Annotated in this window: 18 protein-coding genes and 2 pseudogenes; 13 read left to right on the top strand and 7 right to left on the bottom strand. The window is 70.0% G+C overall.

The genetic code is table 11. The features are described from left to right. Window positions 1-25 precede the first annotated feature (25 nt). From iolC to mmsA, 5 genes and pseudogenes are all read left to right on the top strand, one after another. Window positions 26-976, top strand: a complete 951-nt coding sequence (gene iolC / locus STRTUCAR8_RS20405) for a 5-dehydro-2-deoxygluconokinase (protein ID WP_006377766.1) — start codon at window positions 26-28, stop codon at window positions 974-976. Next, on the top strand, window positions 973-1,905 hold the full coding sequence (locus STRTUCAR8_RS20400; RefSeq protein WP_006377760.1) for a Cgl0159 family (beta/alpha)8-fold protein: 933 nt from the start codon (window positions 973-975) through the stop codon (window positions 1,903-1,905). Before iolC ends, STRTUCAR8_RS20400 begins: the two co-directional genes overlap by 4 nt. A gap of 23 nt (window positions 1,906-1,928) precedes the next feature. Then, window positions 1,929-2,156: pseudogene (locus tag STRTUCAR8_RS20395) on the top strand (5-deoxy-glucuronate isomerase); the annotation flags it as partial. 35 nt (window positions 2,157-2,191) lie between these two features. After that, on the top strand, window positions 2,192-4,096 hold the full coding sequence (iolD, locus tag STRTUCAR8_RS20390; RefSeq protein ID WP_006377751.1) for a 3D-(3,5/4)-trihydroxycyclohexane-1,2-dione acylhydrolase (decyclizing): 1,905 nt from the start codon (window positions 2,192-2,194) through the stop codon (window positions 4,094-4,096). Window positions 4,097-4,110: 14 nt separating this feature from the next. Next, window positions 4,111-5,613 (top strand): CoA-acylating methylmalonate-semialdehyde dehydrogenase, encoded by a 1,503-nt coding sequence (mmsA, locus tag STRTUCAR8_RS20385; protein ID WP_006377771.1) that lies wholly within the window; start codon window positions 4,111-4,113, stop codon window positions 5,611-5,613. A 150-nt stretch (window positions 5,614-5,763) separates the two neighbouring features. Here the strand turns inward: mmsA and STRTUCAR8_RS20380 are convergent. From STRTUCAR8_RS20380 to STRTUCAR8_RS20370, 3 genes and pseudogenes are all read right to left on the bottom strand, one after another. After that, window positions 5,764-6,039: pseudogene (locus tag STRTUCAR8_RS20380) on the bottom strand (hypothetical protein); the annotation flags it as partial. Between the two features lie 102 nt (window positions 6,040-6,141). Next, the gene (locus tag STRTUCAR8_RS20375) at window positions 6,142-6,984 is read right to left on the bottom strand and encodes an SCO4651 family lipoprotein (RefSeq protein ID WP_006377752.1); all 843 of its coding nucleotides are present in this window, start codon (window positions 6,982-6,984) and stop codon (window positions 6,142-6,144) included. Between the two features lie 117 nt (window positions 6,985-7,101). Beyond that, window positions 7,102-7,500, bottom strand: coding sequence for a GNAT family N-acetyltransferase (locus STRTUCAR8_RS20370; protein WP_234372729.1), 399 nt, complete (start codon window positions 7,498-7,500; stop codon window positions 7,102-7,104). 180 nt (window positions 7,501-7,680) lie between these two features. On the opposite strand from STRTUCAR8_RS20370, the gene STRTUCAR8_RS20365 reads away from it, so the two are divergent. The 3 genes from STRTUCAR8_RS20365 to STRTUCAR8_RS20355 all read left to right on the top strand — a co-directional run bounded on the left by STRTUCAR8_RS20365 (window position 7,681) and on the right by STRTUCAR8_RS20355 (window position 13,023). Beyond that, window positions 7,681-10,347, top strand: coding sequence for an alpha/beta fold hydrolase (locus tag STRTUCAR8_RS20365; RefSeq protein ID WP_044472544.1), 2,667 nt, complete (start codon window positions 7,681-7,683; stop codon window positions 10,345-10,347). A 65-nt stretch (window positions 10,348-10,412) separates the two neighbouring features. Beyond that, the gene (locus tag STRTUCAR8_RS20360) at window positions 10,413-11,276 is read left to right on the top strand and encodes an ABC transporter permease (protein ID WP_044472546.1); all 864 of its coding nucleotides are present in this window, start codon (window positions 10,413-10,415) and stop codon (window positions 11,274-11,276) included. Between the two features lie 157 nt (window positions 11,277-11,433). Beyond that, window positions 11,434-13,023 (top strand): vWA domain-containing protein, encoded by a 1,590-nt coding sequence (locus tag STRTUCAR8_RS20355; protein ID WP_006377765.1) that lies wholly within the window; start codon window positions 11,434-11,436, stop codon window positions 13,021-13,023. A 110-nt stretch (window positions 13,024-13,133) separates the two neighbouring features. Here the strand turns inward: STRTUCAR8_RS20355 and STRTUCAR8_RS20350 are convergent, their stop codons facing one another. After that, window positions 13,134-13,760 (bottom strand): chorismate mutase, encoded by a 627-nt coding sequence (locus STRTUCAR8_RS20350; RefSeq protein WP_006377756.1) that lies wholly within the window; start codon window positions 13,758-13,760, stop codon window positions 13,134-13,136. Between the two features lie 172 nt (window positions 13,761-13,932). Here STRTUCAR8_RS20350 and STRTUCAR8_RS20345 point away from each other — a divergent pair, with 172 nt between their 5' ends. Beyond that, window positions 13,933-15,915 carry an AMP-dependent synthetase/ligase gene (locus STRTUCAR8_RS20345; protein ID WP_006377753.1) on the top strand — a complete coding sequence of 661 codons (1,983 nt, stop codon included), beginning with the start codon at window positions 13,933-13,935 and terminating at the stop codon, window positions 15,913-15,915. A gap of 81 nt (window positions 15,916-15,996) precedes the next feature. Here STRTUCAR8_RS20345 and STRTUCAR8_RS20340 read toward each other — a convergent pair whose 3' ends face one another. From STRTUCAR8_RS20340 to STRTUCAR8_RS20330, 3 genes are all read right to left on the bottom strand, one after another. Continuing rightward, complete coding sequence (locus tag STRTUCAR8_RS20340) at window positions 15,997-16,404, bottom strand: rodlin (protein WP_044472545.1); 408 nt, start codon at window positions 16,402-16,404, stop codon at window positions 15,997-15,999. Window positions 16,405-16,569: 165 nt separating this feature from the next. Further along, window positions 16,570-17,649: an LCP family protein gene (locus tag STRTUCAR8_RS20335; RefSeq protein ID WP_234372728.1), complete on the bottom strand. Its 1,080-nt coding sequence runs from the start codon at window positions 17,647-17,649 to the stop codon at window positions 16,570-16,572. Between the two features lie 135 nt (window positions 17,650-17,784). Further along, entirely contained in the window at window positions 17,785-18,195 is a 411-nt protein-coding gene (locus STRTUCAR8_RS20330) for a rodlin (protein WP_006377757.1), read from the bottom strand. Window positions 18,196-18,601: 406 nt separating this feature from the next. On the opposite strand from STRTUCAR8_RS20330, the gene STRTUCAR8_RS20325 reads away from it, so the two are divergent. The 4 genes from STRTUCAR8_RS20325 (at window position 18,602) to STRTUCAR8_RS53430 (ending at window position 21,499) form a co-directional block, all read left to right on the top strand. Next, window positions 18,602-19,429 (top strand): IS5/IS1182 family transposase, encoded by an 828-nt coding sequence (locus STRTUCAR8_RS20325; protein WP_006377767.1) that lies wholly within the window; start codon window positions 18,602-18,604, stop codon window positions 19,427-19,429. Between the two features lie 44 nt (window positions 19,430-19,473). Beyond that, window positions 19,474-19,872: a rodlin gene (locus tag STRTUCAR8_RS20320; RefSeq protein WP_006377755.1), complete on the top strand. Its 399-nt coding sequence runs from the start codon at window positions 19,474-19,476 to the stop codon at window positions 19,870-19,872. A gap of 310 nt (window positions 19,873-20,182) precedes the next feature. Continuing rightward, window positions 20,183-20,410, top strand: coding sequence for a chaplin ChpD (gene chpD, locus STRTUCAR8_RS20315; protein ID WP_006377744.1), 228 nt, complete (start codon window positions 20,183-20,185; stop codon window positions 20,408-20,410). Window positions 20,411-20,512: 102 nt separating this feature from the next. Beyond that, window positions 20,513-21,499, top strand: a complete 987-nt coding sequence (locus STRTUCAR8_RS53430; RefSeq protein WP_199791694.1) for a hypothetical protein — start codon at window positions 20,513-20,515, stop codon at window positions 21,497-21,499. The last annotated feature ends 30 nt before the right edge of the window (window positions 21,500-21,529 follow it).

Below are 21,529 nucleotides of genomic sequence, written 5' to 3'. Positions count from 1 at the left end.
GCCGAAGAAAAGCGAAGGGAACTCGATGGCGTACGACCTGATCACCATGGGGCGGATCGGAGTGGACCTCTATCCACTGCAGACCGGTGTGCCGCTCGCCCAGGTGACGTCCTTCGGAAAGTTCCTCGGCGGCTCGGCGACGAACGTCGCGGTCGCCGCGTCCCGCCTCGGACACAGCACCGCGGTGATCACGCGGACCGGCGACGACGCCTTCGGGCGCTATCTGCACGACGCCCTGCGCGACTTCGGCGTCGACGACCGCTGGGTCACGTCGGTCCCCGGCCTCAACACCCCGGTCACCTTCTGCGAGGTGTTCCCGCCGGACGACTTCCCGCTGTACTTCTACCGCCGGCCCAAGGCGCCGGATCTTGAGATCGACGCCCACGAGCTGGACCTGGACGCCGTCCGCGAGGCGGGCATCTTCTGGATCACCGGCACCGGCCTGAGCGAGGAGCCCAGCCGCACGGCGACCCTGGCCGCCCTCGCCCACCGCGCCAAGGCCGGTACGACGGTCTTCGACCTCGACTGGCGCCCCATGTTCTGGTCCGACCCGGAGTCGGCGCGCCCCTTCTACACCGAGGCCCTGCGCCACACCACCGTCGCCGTCGGCAACCTGGACGAGGTGGAGGTGGCGACCGGCGTACGCGAGCCGCACGCCGCCGCCCGCGCCCTCCTGGACGCCGGAGTCGAACTGGCGGTCGTCAAGCAGGGCCCGAAGGGTGTCCTCGCCGTCAACAGCAAGGGCGAGACGGCCGAGGTGCCCCCGCTCCCCGTGACCGTCCTCAACGGCCTCGGCGCCGGTGACGCCTTCGGCGGCTCCCTCTGCCACGGCCTCCTCGAAGGCTGGGACCTGGAGCGCATCATGCGGCACGCCAACGCGGCCGGCGCGATCGTCGCCTCCCGCCTGGAGTGCTCGTCGGCGATGCCCACCCCGGCCGAGGTCGAGGCGGCACTCGCGGCAGGAGCGGTGCGATGACCTCCACCGCCCTGACCGGCAACGACACCAGCCCGGCGGCCCCCCTGGCCCCCGTGGACATCTCCGCCCTCGCCACCACCCGCGCCCGGCACCCCGAAGCCGTCGCCGAAGCCGCCGCCCGGCGGACTCGCCGCCCCCTCCTCGGGGACTCCGGCCGGCTGATGATCGTCGCCGCCGACCATCCGGCCCGCGGCGCCCTCGGGGTCGGCAACCGCAAGCTGGCCATGGCCAACCGCGCCGACCTGCTCGAACGGCTGTGCCTCGCCCTTTCCCGCCCCGGAGTCGACGGTGTCCTCGCGACCGCCGACATCCTGGACGACCTGCTCCTCCTCGGCGCCCTCGACGGCAAGGTCGTCATGGGGTCCATGAACCGTGGCGGCCTCTCCGGCGCCAGCTTCGAACTCGACGACCGCTTCACCGGCCACCGTCCCGAGGACATGGCACGCCTCGGCTTCGACGCCGGCAAGCTGCTCGTGCGCATCGACTACGACGACCCGGGCTCCCTCAACACGCTGGAGTCCACGGCCCACGCGATCGACGCGATGGCCGAGCGTCAACTCCCGCTCTTCGTCGAGCCGTTCATCAGCAAGCGCGGCGCCGACGGCAAGCTCCGCAACGACCTCTCCGCCGAGGCCGTCACCAAGTCCATCGCCATCGCGTCGGGCCTGGGCGGCAGTTCGGCGTACACCTGGCTGAAGGTCCCCGTCACCGAGAACCCGGACGACATGGCCGAGGTCATGCAGACCTCGACCCTGCCCGCCGTACTGCTCGGCGGCGAGGTCGGCGACGACCAGGACGGCGCGTACGAGAAGTGGCGCGGCGCGCTCCAACTCCCCACTGTCCAGGGCCTCGTGGTCGGCCGCTCGCTGCTGTACCCGGCGGACAGCGATGTGTCCGCCGCCGTGGACACCGCCGTCGGACTGCTGTGAGGCGCGCGATGACCGAGAGCTACGGCGGCTGTACGGTGCTGCGGGCGGAGCACGACACCGTGCGCGGCACGACGCGCGAAGAGTTCCAACTCCTGGGCGGGGAAAGGGTGTTCGTGTCGGTCGCCGACCGCGCGCACGCACCCCGGGCCGCCCGGGCACTGATCGCCTCCGGCGCGGGAGGCCGCTTCGCCCTGGCAGGAGCGAAGTGTGGGCGACGACTCCCCGCTCGCTACGGCCCCGCGCCGGAGGTCCACTTGGCACCCGTACACACCCCGGGGGAGCACCGATGACCCCGCCCACCACCCCACCCGGCTCCACGACGAGGCTCACGGTCGCGCAGGCGCTCGTCCGTTTCCTGGCCGCCCAGTACACCGAGCGGGACGGCGTCCGCCGCCGCCTGATCGAGGCCACCTGGGGCATCTTCGGCCACGGCAACGTCGCCGGACTCGGTCAGGCGCTCGTCGAGTACGCCGACGACATGCCGTTCCACCAGGGCCGCAACGAACAGTCCATGGTGCACGCGGCAGTCGGCTACGCCCGTCAGTCCAACCGCCTCTCCACCCACGCCGTGACGACGTCGATCGGCCCGGGCGCGACCAACCTCGTCACCGGCGCCGCGCTCGCCACGATCAACCACCTGCCGGTACTGCTCCTCCCCGGCGACACCTTCGCGACCCGTCCGGCGGACCCGGTCCTCCAGCAGCTCGAAGTCCCGTACGCGGGTGACGTGTCGGTCAACGACTGTCTGCGCCCGGTGTCGAGGTACTTCGACCGCGTCACGCGCCCCGAGGCGCTGATCCCGGCGGCGCTGCAAGCGATGCGGGTCCTCACCGACCCCGTCGAGACGGGTGCGGTAACTCTCGCTCTCCCGCAGGACGTTCAGGCCGAGGCGTACGACTGGCCCGACGAGTTCTTCGCCGACCGCGTGTGGCGCGTACGCCGCCCGGTCGCCGACCCCGCCGAACTGACGGAAGCGGTACGGCTGATCCGTACCGCCCGCCGGCCCCTGATCGTCGCGGGCGGCGGAGTCCACCACAGCCGCGCGGAGGGGGCGTTGGCAGAGTTCGCCTCGGCGACCTGCATTCCCGTCGCCTCCACCCAGGCCGGCAAGGGCTCCCTGCGCCACGACCACCCCCAGGACGTCGGCGGCATCGGCCACACCGGCACGGCGACCGCGGACGAACTCGCGCGCCTGGCAGACCTGGTGATAGGCGTCGGCACCCGCTACACCGACTTCACCACGGCCTCCCACACGCTGTTCGCGGCGCCGGACGTCCGCTTCCTGAACCTCAACATCGCCCCGTACGACGGCCACAAGCTGTCCGCCACCCCGCTGATCGCGGACGCCCGCAGCGCCCTGCAACAGCTGACGGAGGCACTGGCACTCCACGGCCACGGCGTCACGGACGCATACGCGTCCGAGTACACCGAGGACAAGGAACGCTGGGAACAGCGCGTCGACGCCGCCTACGAGGCCGACGAACCGGACGTACGCCCGACGCAGCCGCAGGTACTGGGCGCGCTGGACGAGATCGCCGACGAGTCGGACGTCATCATCAACGCCGCCGGCTCGCTCCCCGGAGACCTGCACAAGCTGTGGCGCGCGAGGTCGTACGACCAGTACCACCTCGAATACGGCTATTCCTGCATGGGATACGAGATACCAGCCGCGATCGGTGTGAAACTGGCGGCGCCCGAGCGTCCCGTATGGGCGCTGGTGGGCGACGGCACGTACCTGATGATGCCGACGGAGATCGTGACAGCCGTACAGGAGGGGATCGCCATCAAGCTCCTCCTGATCCAGAACCACGGCTACGCGTCCATCGGCGGTCTGTCGGAGTCGGTGGGCGGCGAGCGCTTCGGCACCGCCTACCGCTATCAGGCGGACGACGGTACGTACACGGGCGCCCCTCTGCCCGTGGACCTGGCCGCCAACGTGGCGAGCCTGGGCATGCGCGTCCTGCGCGCGAAGACGGTACGGGAGCTGCGGGCGGCGCTCGCCGAGGCCCGTGCCGCCGACACTCCCACTTGTGTCTACGTCGAGACCCAAACGGCAGACACAGTGTCGGGCGCGCCTCCGGCGCAGGCCTGGTGGGATGTTCCTGTGGCCGAGACCGCGACCCGCCCGTCGGCGGTCAAGGCACGTGAGCTGTACGAACGGCACGTCTCTACCCGACGCCGCCATCTGTGAAGGAGAACCTGGGCATGACGAAGATCGTCAACCACTGGATCGGCGGCAAGACCGTCGAAGGCGCGTCGGGCACGTACGGGCCGGTCACCGACCCCGCGACCGGCGCGGTCACCACGAACGTCGCCTTCGCGACCGTCGACGAGGTCGACGCCGCGGTAGCCGCCGCCAAGGACGCTTACGCGACCTGGGGCAAGTCCTCGCTCGCCAAGAGGAGCACCATCCTCTTCAAGTTCCGCGCGCTGCTGGACGCCAACCGCGACGCCATCGCCGAGCTGATCACGGCGGAGCACGGCAAGGTCCACTCCGACGCGCTCGGCGAGGTCGCCCGAGGCCTGGAGATCGTCGAGTTGGCCTGCGGCATCACCGTGCAGCTGAAGGGCGAGCTGTCGACGGAGGTGGCGAGCCGCGTGGACGTCTCCTCCATCCGCCAGCCCCTCGGCGTCGTCGCGGGCATCACGCCGTTCAACTTCCCGGCGATGGTCCCGATGTGGATGTTCCCGATCGCCATCGCGTGCGGCAACACCTTCGTGCTGAAGCCGTCCGAGAAGGACCCGTCGGCGGCCATGAAGATCGCCGAACTGCTGTCCGAGGCCGGCCTGCCCGACGGCGTCTTCAACGTCGTCCACGGCGACAAGGTCGCGGTCGACCGCCTCCTGGACCACCCCGACGTCAAGGCGGTCTCCTTCGTCGGCTCCACCCCCATCGCCCGCTACATCCACACCACGGCCTCGGCGAACGGCAAGCGCGTCCAGGCCCTGGGCGGCGCCAAGAACCACATGCTGGTCCTCCCGGACGCGGACCTGGACGCGGCGGCCGACGCCGCCGTCTCCGCCGCCTACGGTTCGGCGGGCGAGCGCTGCATGGCGATCTCGGCGGTCGTAGCGGTCGGCGCGATCGGCGACGAGCTGGTGGACAAGATCCGCGAGCGCGCCGAGAAGATCAAGATCGGCCCCGGCAACGACCCGACGTCGGAGATGGGCCCCCTCATCACGAAGGTCCACCGCGACAAGGTGGCCTCGTACGTCACCGGCGCGGCGGCCGAAGGCTCCGAGGTGATCCTCGACGGCAGCGGCTTCACGGTCGACGGCTTCGAGGACGGCCACTGGATCGGCATCTCCCTCCTCGACAAGGTCCCCACGACGGCGAAGGCCTACCAGGACGAGATCTTCGGCCCGGTCCTGACGGTCCTGCGCGTCGACACGTACGAGGAGGGCCTGGCCCTCATCAACGCCTCCCCCTTCGGCAACGGCACCGCCATCTTCACCCGCGACGGCGGAGCGGCCCGCCGCTTCCAGCTGGAGGTCGAGGCCGGCATGGTCGGCGTCAACGTCCCGATCCCGGTCCCGGTGGGCTACCACTCCTTCGGCGGCTGGAAGGACTCCCTCTTCGGAGACCACCACATCTACGGCAACGACGGCACCCACTTCTACACCCGGGGCAAGGTCGTCACCACCCGCTGGCCCGACCCGGCAGACGGCCCGTCAGGCGTGGACCTGGGCTTCCCGCGCAACCACTGAGCAACCCCCTGCGAGTGCCCGCCGACCTGGACTTTCCGGGTCGGCGGGCATTGTCGTTCCGTGCGGAGTCTCTGCTCGCCCCGCAAGCCGACGTGCCCTTCGCGATGCTCCGCTACGGCACCTTCCACGCATCACGTCCACCGGCAACGGTCAGTTGATCCGCGGTTCCGCCAGCAGCACCACCCGGTCGGACGCGACGTCGAACCCCAGCACGGGACGGCTCTGCCTCCGGTCACCCTCGGGCGTCAACACCACCGGCTTGCCCAGTCGGCGCCCGATCGCACGAAGAAACCCGCACAACAGGTCCAGCCGCTCCTGCCCCTGCAACTCCCGCAGGTCCACGTCGCAACCGATCTCGTCAGCCGACTCCAACCGAAAGATCACCAGCACGTCCGGCGCCGGCCAGACCCGCAGATCCGGGACATCCCTCGCACTCAAGGTCGAAGTAGCCCTTCACGTCAGCCCGAACACGAACGCACCCGGATTACGAGGTGCGGAGCAACCACCGAGTCCGTCCCCGCTCTACGCTCAGCCCTGCTTCCCGGCGCTCCTCTTGACCAGCTCGCTGACGTCGGCAACCTGCGCGGCCGGCGGGGCCTTGACGTCGGCCGTGGCGCCGAACTTGCGGAAGTCCATGGTGACGGTCATCTTCCCGAACTTCTGCTTGATACGGACCGGCAGGTTCTTGGCGCCGACCCAGACGTCCATGTCGATGGAGGTCACGCCGCCGGTCGCCGAGTCGAGGAGCGAGCCCTTGTTGCCGTAAGCATCCTTCAGGTTGCCCATCCGGCTCTGGTCGATCACGGCCCGGTAGTGGGTCGTGTGCTGCCCGTTCAGGGTCTCTACGCCCAGGTCTTCGACGTCCTTCGCGTACTTGAGGCTGCGCATGGAGGCCGTCGGGCTGCCGCCGCCGCCCGCGGTCACCGCCTGGGCGCCCTTCTCACCCAACACGACCGACCCGTCCAACTTCATCCACTTCTTGCCCTTGAAAGGGCCGACAGGCTGCGGGTCGACGTTGTAGTAGTAGTCGCCGTCCACGAAAAGCGCGTGGATGGTCGGGTCGTCCTGGAGCTGCTGCATCTGTGCGGCCTTGGTGTCCATCTCGACGTCGTACGCGAACCCGTCGCCCCAGGAGTACGTGCCCTCCATGGCGATCGGACCGGTGCTGTTGCCCAGGTCGGTACTCACCGAGACCTCGGCGGACCCCAGCGCCTCGGTCCGGTCCGTCGCCCGGGCGAGCGCCGCCATGATCGCGCCGGTGTCGTCCACCGCCTCTGCGGCGTGCTTGACGGTCTGAGCGCCGCACCCGGAGGCCGCGACCAGCGCCACCGCCGTGAACCCCGCCCAGGCAGCGGTCTGCCGCAACTTCATGATTCCCCACCCCGTAGCTGTGTGTCCGTAGCTGTGCGTCCGTTGTGCACACTGAACGGACTGAACTGTAGTGCGACGAACTGACATCACCACGACGGGTTTTCGCGCCCCCGCGCCCTACCCGAACTCCCAGACCACCACCGCGCAAGCCCCGTCGTCCTTGCCGCCCGCGCTCCGATACGTGGCGAGGGCGACCTCGTTGTCCGTGTCGACGAGCACCCACATGCCGTAACAGCCGCGTTCGCGACTCACCTCGGTCAGCCGCCGCACCAGCGCCCGCCCGATCCCCCCGCGCCGGTACGCCTCGGCCACCGCCAGCTCGTACAGCAGCATCTCCGCGCCCTTGTCGGGATGGATGGTCTCGACGCCGCTCACGAAGCCGACGGGGGTGTCCTCGCCCGGTGGGTAGGCCAGGTAGAGGTGGTGTCCGGCGGACGTCAGGAAGCGTTCCGCCCACTCTGTGCGCACCGGGTGGTCGAAGAGGGGCTCGGCTGCGGCCACCTCGGCGACTGTCATGGCGCGACGAACTTCCACAGGCTGCATCTCCACAGGCTGAACCTCCGCAGACCGAAACTCCGAGGGCCCGTTCGTACCACGCCTGGTGTACGCCGGGCCCGTCCCGTACGCCTGCGGGATGGCGGGAGGTTCCGACCGGTGGCTGCCCCGGATGTCAGTGGCGGCCCGTACCGTTGACGCATGGATCTTCGAATGCCCGGACTGCGGGGAGTGCGGCCCCGGCGGCCACGACGGCTCATCGCCGGCGTGGCCGTCGCCGTCGTCCTGCTCGCCGGCGCCGGTACGTGGACGGCCGTCGCCTCGGACGACGCGCCCGCGGTGCACCGTGCCGACCGGGTCATGGACGTCGGCGGCGGGGTACGTATCGACACCTCGTTCTTCACGGCTGGCTCGGACACGTCCCGGCGCCCCGCGGTCCTCCTCGCCCACGGCTTCGGCGGCAGCAAGGACGACGTACGGTCCCAGGCCCAGGACCTCGCCCGCGACGGGTACGCGGTGCTGACCTGGTCCGCCCGTGGCTTCGGCAGATCGACCGGCAGGATCGGGCTGAACGACCCGAAGGCCGAGGTCGCCGACGTCTCGAAACTCATCGACTGGCTCGCCACACGCCCCGAGGTCCAGCTCGACAAGAGCGGCGACCCGCGCGTGGGCATGGCCGGCGGCAGCTACGGCGGCGCGGTCTCCCTTCTCGCCGCCGGGTACGACGACCGGGTCGACGCCATCGCGCCCGCGATCACCTACTGGAACCTCGCGGACGCCCTCTTCCCCAACGGCGTCTTCAAGAAGCAGTGGGCCGGCATCTTCATCAACACCGGCGGCGGCTGCGACAAGTTCGAGGCCACGCTGTGCCGGATGTACGACAGGGTCGCCGAGGCCGGCAAGCCGGACACGGCAGCCACCGACCTCCTCACCGAACGGTCGCCGTCCGCCGTCGCCGACCGCATCAAGGTGCCGACCCTGCTGATCCAGGGCCAGACGGACTCCCTCTTCCCGCTAGGCCAGGCCGACGCCGCCGCGAAGGCGATCCGCGCCAACGGCGCCCCCGTGGACGTCGACTGGATCGCGGGCGGCCATGACGGCGGCAACATGGAGACCAGCCGCGTCGAGTCCCGGGTCACCTCCTGGTTCGACCGGTATCTGAAGGACGACAAGGCCACCGACACCGGCCCCGCCTTCCGCGTCACCCGCACCGGCGGCATCGACTCCACCGACGGAGCGGCCACCCTGCGCGGTGCCACCTCGGACACCTACCCGGGCCTGGAGAGCGGGCAGCGCGCCATCGCCCTGACCGGCAGGGAGCAGACGTTCGACAACCCGGCCGGCGCCGCTCCGCCGGCCGTCTCCGCCCTGCCCGGCCTGGGCGCGGCGGGCGGCCTCTCCCAGCTCTCCTCCCTCGGAGTGGGCGTCTCGCTCGACTTCCCGGGTCAGAACGCCCGCTTCGAATCGGCGCCGGTCACCGACGACGTACGCATCACCGGTGCCCCCACGGTCACCGTCCACGTCAGGTCGACCAGCGAGGACGCCGTCCTCTTCGCCAAGGTGTACGACGTCTCCGCGAACGGCAGGCAACAGGTGCTGCCCGGCCAGCTCGTCACCCCCCTCAGGATCGAGGGCGCCAAGGCGGGCAAGGACGTCACGATCACCCTCCCGGCCATCGACCACGAGGTCGAACAGGGCCACCGACTCCGCCTGGTCCTCGCCTCCACGGACCTCGGGTACGCCTCGCCGGCCGCCCCGGCCACGTACACCGTCTCCGTGAAGAGTGACCTGAAGATCCCCACCGCACCCGGCGTCACCACGGCCTCGGCCGGGCTGCCGGCCTGGGTGTGGTGGCTGCCCCTCGCGGGCGCGGCCATCGCCCTGGCCCTGCTCCTGTCGGGACGCCGGCGTACAGCGGCGCCGTCCGCCCCGGACCCCGAACTGGCCGAGGTCCCGCTCCAGATCACCGACCTGAGCAAGCGGTACGCCAAGTCGTCGGACCGGTACGCCGTACGGGACGTGTCGTTCCGCGTCGAGAAGGGCCAGGTCCTCGGACTGCTCGGCCCCAACGGCGCCGGCAAGACCACCACCCTGCGCATGCTGATGGGCCTCATCAAGCCGGACGCCGGCGAGATCCGCGTCTTCGGGCACGCCATCCGCCCCGGCGCCCCCGTCCTGTCCCGTGTCGGCGCCTTCGTCGAGGGCTCGGGCTTCCTCCCACACCTCTCCGGCCGCGAGAACCTGGAGCTGTACTGGCAGGCGACGGGCCGCCCGGTCGAGGACGCCCACATGGAGGAGGCACTGGAGATCGCGGGCCTCGGCGACGCACTCGCGCGCGCTGTGCGCACGTACTCCCAGGGCATGCGCCAGCGCCTCGCCATCGCCCAGGCCATGCTCGGCCTGCCCGACCTCCTCATCCTCGACGAGCCGACCAACGGCCTCGACCCGCCCCAGATCCGCGAGATGCGCGGCGTCATGATCCGATACGCGGAGGCCGGCCGCACGGTGATCGTCTCCAGCCATCTGCTGGCCGAGGTCGAGCAGTCCTGCACGCACCTCGTCGTCATGGACCGCGGCAAGCTGGTCCAGGCGGGCCCGGTCAGCGAGATCATCGGCTCCGGGGACACCCTGCTCGTCGGCACCACCACCCCCGTGGAGGAGCCGGTCGTCGAGAAGGTGGCCGCCCTGCCGGGCATCGTCTCCGCCGTACGCACCGACGACGGCCTCCTGGTCCGCCTCGCCCCCGACGACGGCAGCGCCCAGCGCCTCGTCGTCGAACTCGTCCGCCTCGAAGTGCCCGTGGAGTCGGTGGGCCCCCACCGCCGCCTCGAAGACGCCTTCCTCACCCTGATCGGAGGTTCCGCATGAGCACGACGAACACGACGAGCACGAAGAAAGCGACGAGCACGACGACCACGGCCGACGCGAAGACGCTGGACACGCTCGTCGAGCGGGCGGAGACGGCCGACGGGTACCGCGCCCGGCGGACACTGCCCCTGCGCGTCGAGCTGGTCCGCCAGCTCAAGCGCCGCCGTACGCTCGTCATGGGCGGCATCCTCGCCGCGCTGCCGTTCATCCTCGTCATCGCGTTCGCGATCGGCGGCGAGCCCGGCGGGCGCAACGGTCAGGTCACCCTGATGGACACGGCAACCGCGTCCGCCGCCAACTTCGTCGCCGTCAACCTCTTCGTCTCCGCGGGCTTCCTGCTCGTCATCCCCGTCGCCCTGTTCTGCGGGGACACGGTCGCCTCGGAGGCGAGCTGGTCCTCCCTGCGCTATCTGCTCGCGGCCCCCGTGCCGCGCGCCCGCCTCCTGTGGTCCAAGCTCGCCGTGGCCCTGGGTATGAGCCTGGCCGCGATGGTGCTGCTGCCGGTCGTGGCCATCGCGGTCGGCACGGCGGCCTACGGCTGGGGACCGCTGGAGATCCCCACCGGCGGATCGCTGGCCGCGGGCACGGCGGCCCAGCGCCTGGTGGTGGTCGTCGGATACCTCTTCGTGTCCCAACTGGTCACCGCGGGACTGGCGTTCTGGCTGTCGACGAGGACGGACGCCCCGCTGGGAGCGGTCGGCGGCGCCGTCGGCCTGACCATCGTCGGCAACGTCCTGGACGCCGTGACGGCCCTCGGCGACTGGCGCGACTTCCTGCCCGCGCACTGGCAGTTCGCATGGGCCGACGCCATCCAGCCCCGTCCGGAGTGGGGCGGCATGATCCAGGGGACGGCGGTCTCGATAACGTACGCCCTCATCCTGTTCGCCCTGGCCTTCCGGGGTTTCGCCCGCAAGGACGTCGTCTCCTAGGTCACCGGAGGATCACCTACCGGTCTCGACAGCCGTCCCTCGTGGCCACTTCGAGATCCATCCGCAACACCCCGTACCGCACATTCCGGCCCCCTCCGCCGTCACAGTCACAGTGGTTGACGTCGTCCGACGTCGACGGACGGAGGGGGCACGGCAGATGGAGCGGATCCGGATCCACCGAACACGACGCCTGCGAGGCACGCTGCTCGCGCTGACGGCCGCGAGCGGTCTGCTGCTCACCGGCTGCAGCGGAGCCGACGGTGACAGCGGTCAGAGCAGCAAGGCGGACAGCAGGCAGAACTCCGGCGGCGGCTCGGGCTACGCACCCGCCCCCGCACCCGACCAGGGCAACGGCTCCGGCGAACAGCAGGACAGCGACCGGAGCGAAGGCGAACAGGACGACGCCGAAGGCGACTTCGCCCCGTCCCCCGACTACCTCTCCACCTTCGCCCTCGACGTCGACACCGCCTCGTACGGCTACGCCCGCCGCACCCTCGCCGACGGCCACCGCCCCGACCCGTCCACGGTCCGGCCCGAGGAGTTCGTCAACAGCTTCCGCCAGGACTACGAACGACCCGACGGCAACGGCTTCTCGGTCACCGTCGACGGCGCCCGTACCGACCGCGAGAACTGGTCCCTGGTCCGCGTGGGCCTCGCCACCCGCACCGCCGAGCAGGACGGCGAACGGCCGCCGGCCGCCCTCACGTTCGTCATCGACATCTCCGGTTCCATGGCCGAGCCCGGCCGCCTCGACCTCGCCAAGGAATCCCTCGGCGTGATGACGGACCGGCTGCGCGACGACGACTCGGTGGCGATCGTCACCTTCAGCGACGAGGCCGAGACCGTCCTGCCGATGACCCGCCTCGACGACCACAGGGACCGCGTCCACGACGCGATCGACGAACTGGAACCGACCGACTCGACCAACCTCGGCGCAGGCGTACGCACCGGCTACGCCACAGCCGTGAAGGGCCTGCGCGAGGGCGCCACCAACCGGGTCGTGCTCGTCTCGGACGCCCTGGCCAACACGGGTGAAACCGAGGCCGACTCGATCCTCGACCGCATCTCCGACGCCCGCCGCGAACACGGCATCACCCTCTTCGGCGTCGGTGTCGGCAGCGACTACGGCGACGCCCTGATGGAACAACTCGCCGACAAGGGCGACGGCAACACCACCTACGTCTCGAACGAGAGCGACGCCCGCAAGGTGTTCTGCGAGCAACTCCCGCGCAACGTCGACCTCACGGCCCGCGACGCCAAGGCCCAGGTCGCCTTCGACCCGGAGACGGTCGCCGAGTTCCGGCTGATCGGCTACGACAACCGCCGCGTCGCCGACGACGACTTCCGCGACGACCGGGTGGACGGGGGAGAGGTGGGCCCCGGCCACACGGTCACCGCTCTCTACGCGGTCCGCACCAAGCAGTCCGCCTCGGGCCATCTGGCCACGGCCACGGTCCGCTGGCTCGACCCCGAGACCCGCGAACCGCACGAGGAATCCGGGCAGTTGGAGTCGGGGTCGGTGGACGAGGCCCTCTGGGACGCCCCGTCCCGCCTCCAGGTCACCGCCGTGGCCGCCTACTTCGCCGACGCCCTACGCAAGGGCGACCATAACTGGACCACCCTGCCCGGCGCCCCCACCCTGAGCGAACTCGCCGAGAGAGCAGACAAGTTGGCGGACAGCACGGAGGACAAGGCGGTACAGCAACTGGCCGAGGCGATAGACCAGGCAAGCCGTTACGAGGACTGAACGGTGCGAACAAACCCGGGACGAGACGGACGCCCCTCTTTCAGGGGCGCGGGGAACTGCGCGACCAGCTCCCACCGCCCCGCGGCCGACAACTCACCGAACCACGGCGGCTAACCACAAACAGACGGAACAGCCCGCCCCAGCCCCTCCAGATGCAACCCGTCCAACCGATACCCAAAAGCGGAGCGCCCCGCCGCAAGCCAAAGCCGAGGCTCACACGCTCCCCCCGCCCGAACTCCCTGCGTCTCCTTCAACGCGTCCAACAACTCGGTGGTGATCCGATCCAGGATCGGCCGCACCTCCTTGACCAGATCGGGCCGCTCGGTCGGCCGCAGCTCGGGATGCGCGTCCCAGCGGCGGTACAGCCCACGCTGGACCACCTTGTTCGCCTCGATCTGGTCCCGGAACACGGCAGCCACCGCCGCCGGGTCGAGACCGAGCCCGACGGCCCGCGCCGACACGTCGTCCAGGATCTGCTGCTCACGCACCGGGTCGTCGATCGGCTTGTCGGTGCCGTACTTGGCGGCGGCGACCTTGTCGGCGACCAGCAGCCGCTCGGCGAACAGGTCGGTCAGCGGAGTCAGAGAGGTCAGGGAGGTCAGGGAAGAGGCGGGGGAGGCGGGGGAGAGGGCGACGCTGCTCACTCGTACCGGAGTTGACGTCTGAGCCACGGCAGGCGCTGCGCCGGAGACGGCGAGGACGGCCGACGCGCACACGGCGAGAAGTACGGACCGCACGGGGTTCCTTTCGGTGGGGGGAGGCCAAGCCGGCGCCGGACCGAAGCCCTGCGCCGGTCAGCAAAATATCCGCCCCGGATGATCTGCTTGTGCGCGACCCATTGAACTTCCGCTACGCACCGGTAATTTGACTCGGAATCAGGAGCGGGACCAGTCACCGGGAGCGAGTGTCATGGGCGTACGCAGGGATCTGAAGCAGGCGAAGCGGCGCACAGATCTGGCCGACCGCCACCGGATCGAGCTGATCCGCGACGAGAAGAGCGGCACCGTCCGCGAGGCCCGCGTAGCCCCCGTCGTGGAGACCCCCACCACGGGCAGCACCGCCGACCTGCCCTACACCAACGCGGCCGAGGCCCCCGACGCGGTGATCCTGCGCCGCCGTGTGGACGACGACGGCACCTGGCGCCCGATCACCGCCGCCGCCTTCGCCGCCGAAGTCACCGCCACCGCCAAGGGGTTGATAGCCGCAGGCCTCGAACCGGGCGGCCGGGTCGCGGTGATGTCCCGCACCCGTTACGAGTGGACGGTCCTGGACTTCGCGATCTGGGCGGCCGGCGGCCAGACCGTCCCCGTGTACGCCACCTCGTCCGCCGCCCAGGTGGACTGGATCGTCCAGGACTCGGGCGCCCGTCTGGTCGTCACGGAGACGCCGGACAACACGGCCACCGTCATCACCGGCACGACCGCCCACCCCGAACCCCCGCGCGTGCTCACCCTGGACGAGGGCGCGATGGCCGAACTCACCACCCTGGGCCGGGAGGTGTCGGACGAGGAGGTGACCAAGCGGCGCACCGCCCTGACCCCAGGCACCACCGCGACGATCTGCTACACCTCCGGCACCACCGGCCGGCCGAAGGGCTGCGTCCTCACCCACGCGAACCTGCACGCGGAGGCGGCGAACGTCGTCGAGCTGCTGCACCCGATCTTCAAGGAGGTCACCGGCCAGACCGCCTCGACCCTCCTCTTCCTCCCCCTCGCCCACATCATGGGCCGGGCCCTTCAGATCGGCTGTCTGATGGCCCGTATCGAGATCGGCCACTTCCCGAGCATCAAGCCCGACGAACTCCGCCCGATGTTGCGGGAGTTCAGACCCACGTTCCTGGTCGGCGTCCCGTACCTCTTCGAGCGGATCCACGCCACCGGCCGCGCTACGGCCGAGAAGATGGGCCGCGCCGCCTCCTTCGACCGCGCCCACCGCATCGGCGTCCGCTTCGCCGAGGCGTACCTGGAGAAGTTCCTCGGAACTGGAACTGGAACCGGAACCGGAACCGGAACCGGAACGGGTAGTGGTAGCGGCATCGGCAAGGGTCCCGGCCTCGGCCTCTACGCCGCCTGGGCCCTGTACGACCTGCTCGTGTACCGCCGTGTCCGCAAGGAGCTGGGCGGGCGCATGCACTACGCCATCAGCGGCGGCTCCCCGCTCGACCGCGACCTCAGCCTCTTCTTCTACGCCGCCGGAATCATCGTCTACGAGGGCTACGGCCTGACCGAGACGACGTCCGCCGCCACCCTCGTGCCGCCCCTGGCCCCCCGCCCCGGTACGGTCGGCCAACCCGTCCCCGGCACCGCCGTCCGGATCGCCGACGACGGGGAGGTCCTCCTCAAGGGCCCGGTCGTCTTCGACGCCTACTGGAACAATCCGGCGGCGACGGACGCGGTTCTGAGCGACGGCTGGTTCGCGACAGGCGACCTCGGCGCCCTCGACGACGACGGCTACCTCACCATCACCGGCCGCAAGAAGGACATCATCGTCACCTCCGGTGGTAAGAACGTCGCCCCGGCCGTCCTGGAGGACCGGCTGCGCAGCCGTGCGCCGGTCGGCCAGTGCATGGTCGTCGGCGACAACCGCCCCTTCGTCGCCGCCCTGATCACCCTCGCCCCCGACTCCGTCGCCCACTGGCTCACGGTCCGGGGGATGCCCGCCGACACCCCGATGTCCGAGGTGATCGACGACCCCCGGATGCGCGCCGACGTCCAGCGGGCCGTGGACCACGCCAACGCGGCGGTTTCGCGGGCCGAGTCGATCCGCGCGTTCACCCTGGTCGAGGGCGAGTTCACCGAGGACAACGGCCAGCTCACGCCGTCCCTCAAGGTCAAGCGCCATGCGGTGCGGGAGGCGTACGCGGCCGAGATCGAGGCGCTGTACAGCAAGTGATGCCCAAAACCGTGGGCACGAACGCCGAACGGCGGGCCACCGGAGAACCGGTGACCCGCCGCCGCAACCGAGCGGGGAGGCTCAGCTGTTGCCGGCGCCGTTGCCGGACAGCACGGGGATGTCGCTGAGGATGTGCGACAGCGGCTCGTCGCCCTTGGCCTGCGTCGAGTTCTCGACACACTGCTGGTTCTGCGGGGCCGACAGGATCGGGATGTCCTGGACAGCGATCGGCACCACGCCGATGAGGGAGCCGACGTTGAGCTTGGCCGGGAGGCCGACACACGGCTTGTTCAGCGAACCCTGGACCAGCGAGAGCTGCGGGCTCATGTCACCGAACGTGGCCGAGTTGCCGAACTCCTGCTCGGCGCCATTGCCGCTGACGGAGGTGGTGCCACCGTCGTTGGCGATCGCCAGGGCCTGGGGTGCTGCCGTCGCCGAGATACCGGCGACGGAGGCGGCGATGGCCGCGGTAGCCCACAGCTTCTTCATGTTCATTCCCTTCGAAAAGCGGACTCCGGTGAGGAGCTGCGTGATCGTCAACGGTCCAACCCCCCGCGGGGTTGCGATGATTGCCCCGTTTGGCCCAGTGGGTGAGGTGTACGGCCAGTCGTACGAGGGAAACGGGACCGCTGGCCTCCCGTACTGCGGTCTTCTTCAGGGGCACGCCAGTCGGTTGCCGCGTACCGGTACGTCCTTCCCGAACACCGGCGGGTCGCCGGGCTTGGGGTCCGTGCCCGCGGCGACCAGCGGCCGGTCCTCACGCACCTTGGTGAACATCGCCTTCGCCTTCGTGGCGTCCCAGCGCAGCGTCGAACCGACGTCCTTCATCGGCGGGTTGAACCCGGCGATCGGCACGGTGGCGAACTCCGTCCGGGTGGGCGGCACCTCGCTCAGCGCCGAGGCGAGCGTGACGAGCGCCTTGACGCCGTCCTTCCCGAAGCCCTGTTCGACCTTGGCCGGCCCGAGCAGCGTCCGGGCCACCCGGCCCATGAGGACGGGGTCGGTGAGTACCTTCCGGGCGGTCAGCTGTTGCAGTGCCGCGACCAGGAACCGCTGCTGTCGCTGGATCCGCCCCAGGTCGGCGCTCTGGTCGACGTGGCGCGAGCGGACGTACTGCAGGGACTGCCCGCCCTTGAGCAGATGCCGTCCCGGTGCCAGGTCCAGCTTGGTCTTGGAGTCCTTGAGGCGCCGATTCGTGCACACCTCGACCCCGCCGACCTGATTCACGGCGTCGATGAACCGCCGGAAGTCGAGCTGCAGATACTGCTCGACACTCACGCCGGTCGCCGCCTCCACCGTCCGCTCCAGGAGCGTCGCACCGCCCTCCGCGTACGCCCCGTTGAGCTTCACGGGATGCGCGGGGCGCTGTTTCGTCGACCCCTTGGGCTTGTACGCCGGGATCGTGGCGAGGGAGTCGCGGGGCAGGCTGACCACGCTGACGCGGTCGCGCTTGGCTGACACATGGACGAGCATCATCACGTCCGCGCAGTTGCAGGCGATGCCGCCCGCGTGGAACTTGCGGCGCTCCTGCTCGGTGATGGTGCTGCGGCCGTCCGTGCCCAGCAGCAGGATGTCGGTGCCCTTGGCGGCGGCGGCGCCACCGACGGGTCTCAGCTGCGGAGCCTGGGGTGTCCCACAGCCGATCGCGGTCGCCGCGCACAGCAGGGCGACCCCGCACAGTCGGGAGAGGCGGGCAGGACGGGAAAACCGGAACAAAGGGTGTCTCGTCGTCACGTGACGCAACGTAGGCCAGCGGGCCGCCGAGAGTTCGACGGCCCGCTGGTGAAGGCTCGAAGTGAGCCCGGACGTACGCCCGGGCTCACTTCTGGCCGGTGGTGCTGGTGGTACGGGTGGTGCTGGTGACGCAGATCAGTTGTTGCCCACACCGTTGCCCGAGAGGACCGGGATGTCGCTGAGGATGTGCGACAGCGGCTCGTCACCCTTGGCCTGCGTCGAGTTCTCGACGCACTGCTGGTTCTGCGGGGCGGACAGGACCGGGATGTCCTGGACGGCGATCGGAATCAGGCCGATGAGGGAACCGGCGTTGACCTTGGCGGGCAGGCCGATGCAGGGCTTGTTGAGGGAGCCCTGGATGAGCGCCATCTGGGGGCTCATGTTGCCGTACGTGGCCGAGTTGCCGTACTTCTGGATGGCGCCGTTGCCGCTGGTGGACGTCGTGCCACCGTCGTTCGCAATCGCCATCGCCGGGGTGGCGACCGCAGCGGTGGCACCGACGACGGAAGCGGCGATCGCCGCAGCAGCCATAACCTTCTTGATCACTTGCAAATCCCTTCGGAAGAAACCCCGTCCACCGGAGCCGTTCTGATCAACTGCCCTTCGGCGTACGTGGTTGCTCCGATTCACTCTGATGGCCCACATCGAAGACTGTTCGGGACGGGCGCGGGCGGTGCGCGTTCCATTAATTGTCGGACCGGGAACGGGCCAACCGGGTGAAACAGCGAAACCAATCGCCGTCCATCCGGTTGATGCGGGAGCAGGAACGTGCGTCTCTGCAGGAAAGGAAAGCGAAATGCTGAAGAAGGCAATGAAGTCTTCTCGGCAACGTGACGGTTGCGGTGCGTGATGATGCCGGACGGCGGGACGGTGACTCGGCGTCAGACGTGAGTGGAGCCCCTGGTAGGAACGGGTCTGCGAAGATCACGTTCCGTACAACCAGAGGCTCCACGTGGCGTCCAGTATCACCTACACCGCCGTGCTCGATGTCCGCAGGGCGACCGCCGAGCATCTCGCGAAGCTGCTGCGCGGGCATCGCGAGCAGCTCGGGACCCGCAAGGGCACTCGCGCTCTGGGCGTCTTCCGGCAGGCGGTGCTCGTGCTGCGCTGGTTCGTCGACGGTACCCGGCTGGTCCAGCTTGCCCGGGACAGCGGCATCTCGGTACCGACCGCCTACCGCTACCTGCACGAAGGGCTGACGGTGCTCGCCGACCACGCACCCGATCTGTCCACCGCGCTGGAGAGGGCGGCGGCGGCCGGGTACACCCACCTCAACCTGGACGGCACGGTCATCCGCACCGACCGCGTGGCCGCCGCCGGCCCCAACGGCGCAGACCTGTGGTGGTCGGGCAAGCACAAGCACCACGGAGGAAACGTGCAGGTCATCGCCGCCCCGGATGGCTGGCCCCTCTGGGTCTCCCCGGTCCGCCCGGGCCGCGAGCACGACACCACCTGCGCCCGCGCCCACGGACTGGTCGACGCCCTGAACCGGCTCGCCGCCACCCTCGGCATCCCCACCCTGACCGACCTCGGCTACGAGAACGCCGGGCCCGGCCTCCGCCACCCGGTCAAGAAGCCCAAGGGCGGTGAACTCGCCGAGCCCGACCAGGCGTTCAACGCGGTGATCCGAGGCGTCCACGCTGTCGCCGAACGTGCCAACGCCCTGCTGAAGGTCACTTTCAAGGCCCTGCGCAGGGTCAGCCTCGACCCTGCAGCCATCACCCGCATCGCCCGAGCCGCCCTCGTCCTGCTCCAGCTCGAACACGGCCGCACCGCCTGAACGAAGATCACAAAACGTCACGAGACGTTACCGAGAAGAGTTCAATGGCCGCGGCGGCGGTAGCCGCATCCGTCGTCGGAGTCTCGGCGGCGACCGCCCCCCAGGCGCTTGCCACTGCGGACGACGGCGGCACCACGTCCGTCAGCGGGAACGGAGCGGTCTCGAAGTTCGGCAACTCCCTGACCAAGGGCGACATGAGCCCGCAGATGAGCCTCGCGCAGGGCACGCTGAACAAGCTCTGTGTCGGTCTGCCCGTCAAGGGCAACGTGGGCTCTCTCGTCGGCGTTCTGGTCCCGGTCGCCGTCCAGGACATCCCGGTCCTGTCCGCCCCGCAGAACCAGCAGTGCGCCGAGAACTCGACGCAGGCCAAGGGTGACGAGCCGCTGTCCGGAGTCCTCAGCGACATCCCGGTCCTCTCCGGCAACGGCATCGGCAACAGCTGACCCGTCGCAGTCGGCTGACCGGTCGTCAACAGTCGTCCGGTCGCTCATGAACACAGCTCGGACAGCCTCCGCACACCGTGCGGGGGCTGTCCGCGTTCTGTCATCTCCCCGATTTCCTTCGGCCGTTCGTGTGCATTGTGTTTTCTGCTGCTTCGGGGCGTTCGAGTGAATTAACCGTGGGACCACGTTCCGTAGTTTCTTCGGCTGTCTATCCCTCGTTTTACAACTGCCGGTCATGGTGCGAGCCGTCCACTGTGCTCGCTCGGTCTTCGGCCGACATAGGGGCATGACCGCAGAGAAGGGAAACCTCATGAAGAAGAGCGTTGCTGTCATCGCGGGCGCCATCATGGCGCTCGGAATGGCCGCCCCGGCCTTCGCGGACGCCGAGGCGGAGGGCTTCGCCGCCAACTCCCCGGGTGTGCTGTCCGGCAACGTGATCCAGGTGCCCGTCCACATTCCCGTCAACGTGTGCGGCAACTCGATCAACGTCATCGCGCTGCTGAACCCGGCGTTCGGCAACACCTGCGTCAACGACTGACGCATAGCACCAGCCGTTCGGCGGTGTCTGGGCCGGTCTTGGAAAACCTCTCGGTGCCAAGGCCGGCTTTTTCTCACCTCTCCCAGCAGGAAGATAATCAGAATGCGACAGCCTCTGAGCAGGGGGATGGTCGTGGCGGCTGCCGCGACTGGCATCTTGTCCCTGTACGGCATCACCGCCCTCGCGGACGCGGACGCGGGCGGGACGGCCAAGGACTCCGCTGCACACGGAGCCCCGGGCGCCCCACATGACGACCCCGGCTACGGGCACGGCAACGGTCACGGGCACGGGCATGGCAGTGGTCACGGGCACGGCAACGGTCATGGGCACGGCAACAGCAACAGCAACAGCAACGGTCACGGCAACGGCAACGGCTACGGCGACACACCCCCCGGCGGCTACGGCGACACCCCGCCAACCAGGCCTCCGACGAAGCCTCCGACCAAGCCGCCGACGAAGCCTCCGACGAAGCCTCCGACGAAGCCGCCCACGAAGCCGCCCACGAAGCCGCCCACGAAGCCGCCGACGAAGCCCCCGACGAAGCCGCCCACGAAGCCCCCGACGAAGCCGCCGACCAAGCCCCCGACGAAGCCCCCGACGAAGCCGCCGACCAAGCCCCCGACGAAGCCCCCGACGAAGCCGCCGACCAAGCCCCCGACGAAGCCCCCGACGAAGCCGCCGACCAAGCCCCCGACGAAGCCCCCGACGAAGCCGCCGACCAAGCCCCCGACGAAGCCCCCGACGAAGCCGCCCACGAAGCCGCCGACCACGCCCCCCACTAAGCCGCCGACTAAGCCTCCGACGAAGCCCCCCACGAAGCCGCCCACCAAGCCGCCCACGACCCCGCCCACGAAGCCCCCCACCAAGCCCCCGACGACTCCTCCGACCAAGCCGCCCACGAAGCCCCCCACGGGCCCGCCGACGACGACCACGCCTCCCGGCACGCCGCCGACGAAGCCGCCGCATCTGCCGCCGACCGGTAGTCGTGAGGAGTTGATCGCGGCCTCGGCCGTCAGCGTCGCGCTGGTCGCCGGTGGTGTCGTCCTGTACCGCCGCGGCAGGCGCGCGGAGCCCGGCGCCCACGAGTGAGGCGCGGGTAGGACCCCAGGCACCCGGACG

Source organism: Streptomyces turgidiscabies Car8, from assembly GCF_000331005.1.
Lineage (GTDB): Bacteria > Actinomycetota > Actinomycetes > Streptomycetales > Streptomycetaceae > Streptomyces > Streptomyces turgidiscabies.
This window is presented reverse-complemented; position numbering and strand designations above follow the sequence as displayed.

Coding starts and splice junctions, on each gene's coding strand:
- STRTUCAR8_RS20400 (WP_006377760.1), top strand. CDS start 973: ATGACCTCCACCGCCCTGACCGGCAACGACACCAGCCCGGCGGCCCCC.
- STRTUCAR8_RS20320 (WP_006377755.1), top strand. CDS start 19,474: ATGGCCGCGGCGGCGGTAGCCGCATCCGTCGTCGGAGTCTCGGCGGCG.
- STRTUCAR8_RS20365 (WP_044472544.1), top strand. CDS start 7,681: ATGGATCTTCGAATGCCCGGACTGCGGGGAGTGCGGCCCCGGCGGCCA.
- STRTUCAR8_RS53430 (WP_199791694.1), top strand. CDS start 20,513: ATGCGACAGCCTCTGAGCAGGGGGATGGTCGTGGCGGCTGCCGCGACT.
- STRTUCAR8_RS20345 (WP_006377753.1), top strand. CDS start 13,933: ATGGGCGTACGCAGGGATCTGAAGCAGGCGAAGCGGCGCACAGATCTG.
- iolD (WP_006377751.1), top strand. CDS start 2,192: ATGACCCCGCCCACCACCCCACCCGGCTCCACGACGAGGCTCACGGTC.
- iolC (WP_006377766.1), top strand. CDS start 26: ATGGCGTACGACCTGATCACCATGGGGCGGATCGGAGTGGACCTCTAT.
- mmsA (WP_006377771.1), top strand. CDS start 4,111: ATGACGAAGATCGTCAACCACTGGATCGGCGGCAAGACCGTCGAAGGC.
- STRTUCAR8_RS20340 (WP_044472545.1), bottom strand. CDS start 16,404: ATGAAGAAGCTGTGGGCTACCGCGGCCATCGCCGCCTCCGTCGCCGGT.
- STRTUCAR8_RS20370 (WP_234372729.1), bottom strand. CDS start 7,500: ATGACAGTCGCCGAGGTGGCCGCAGCCGAGCCCCTCTTCGACCACCCG.
- STRTUCAR8_RS20355 (WP_006377765.1), top strand. CDS start 11,434: ATGGAGCGGATCCGGATCCACCGAACACGACGCCTGCGAGGCACGCTG.
- STRTUCAR8_RS20375 (WP_006377752.1), bottom strand. CDS start 6,984: ATGAAGTTGCGGCAGACCGCTGCCTGGGCGGGGTTCACGGCGGTGGCG.
- chpD (WP_006377744.1), top strand. CDS start 20,183: ATGAAGAAGAGCGTTGCTGTCATCGCGGGCGCCATCATGGCGCTCGGA.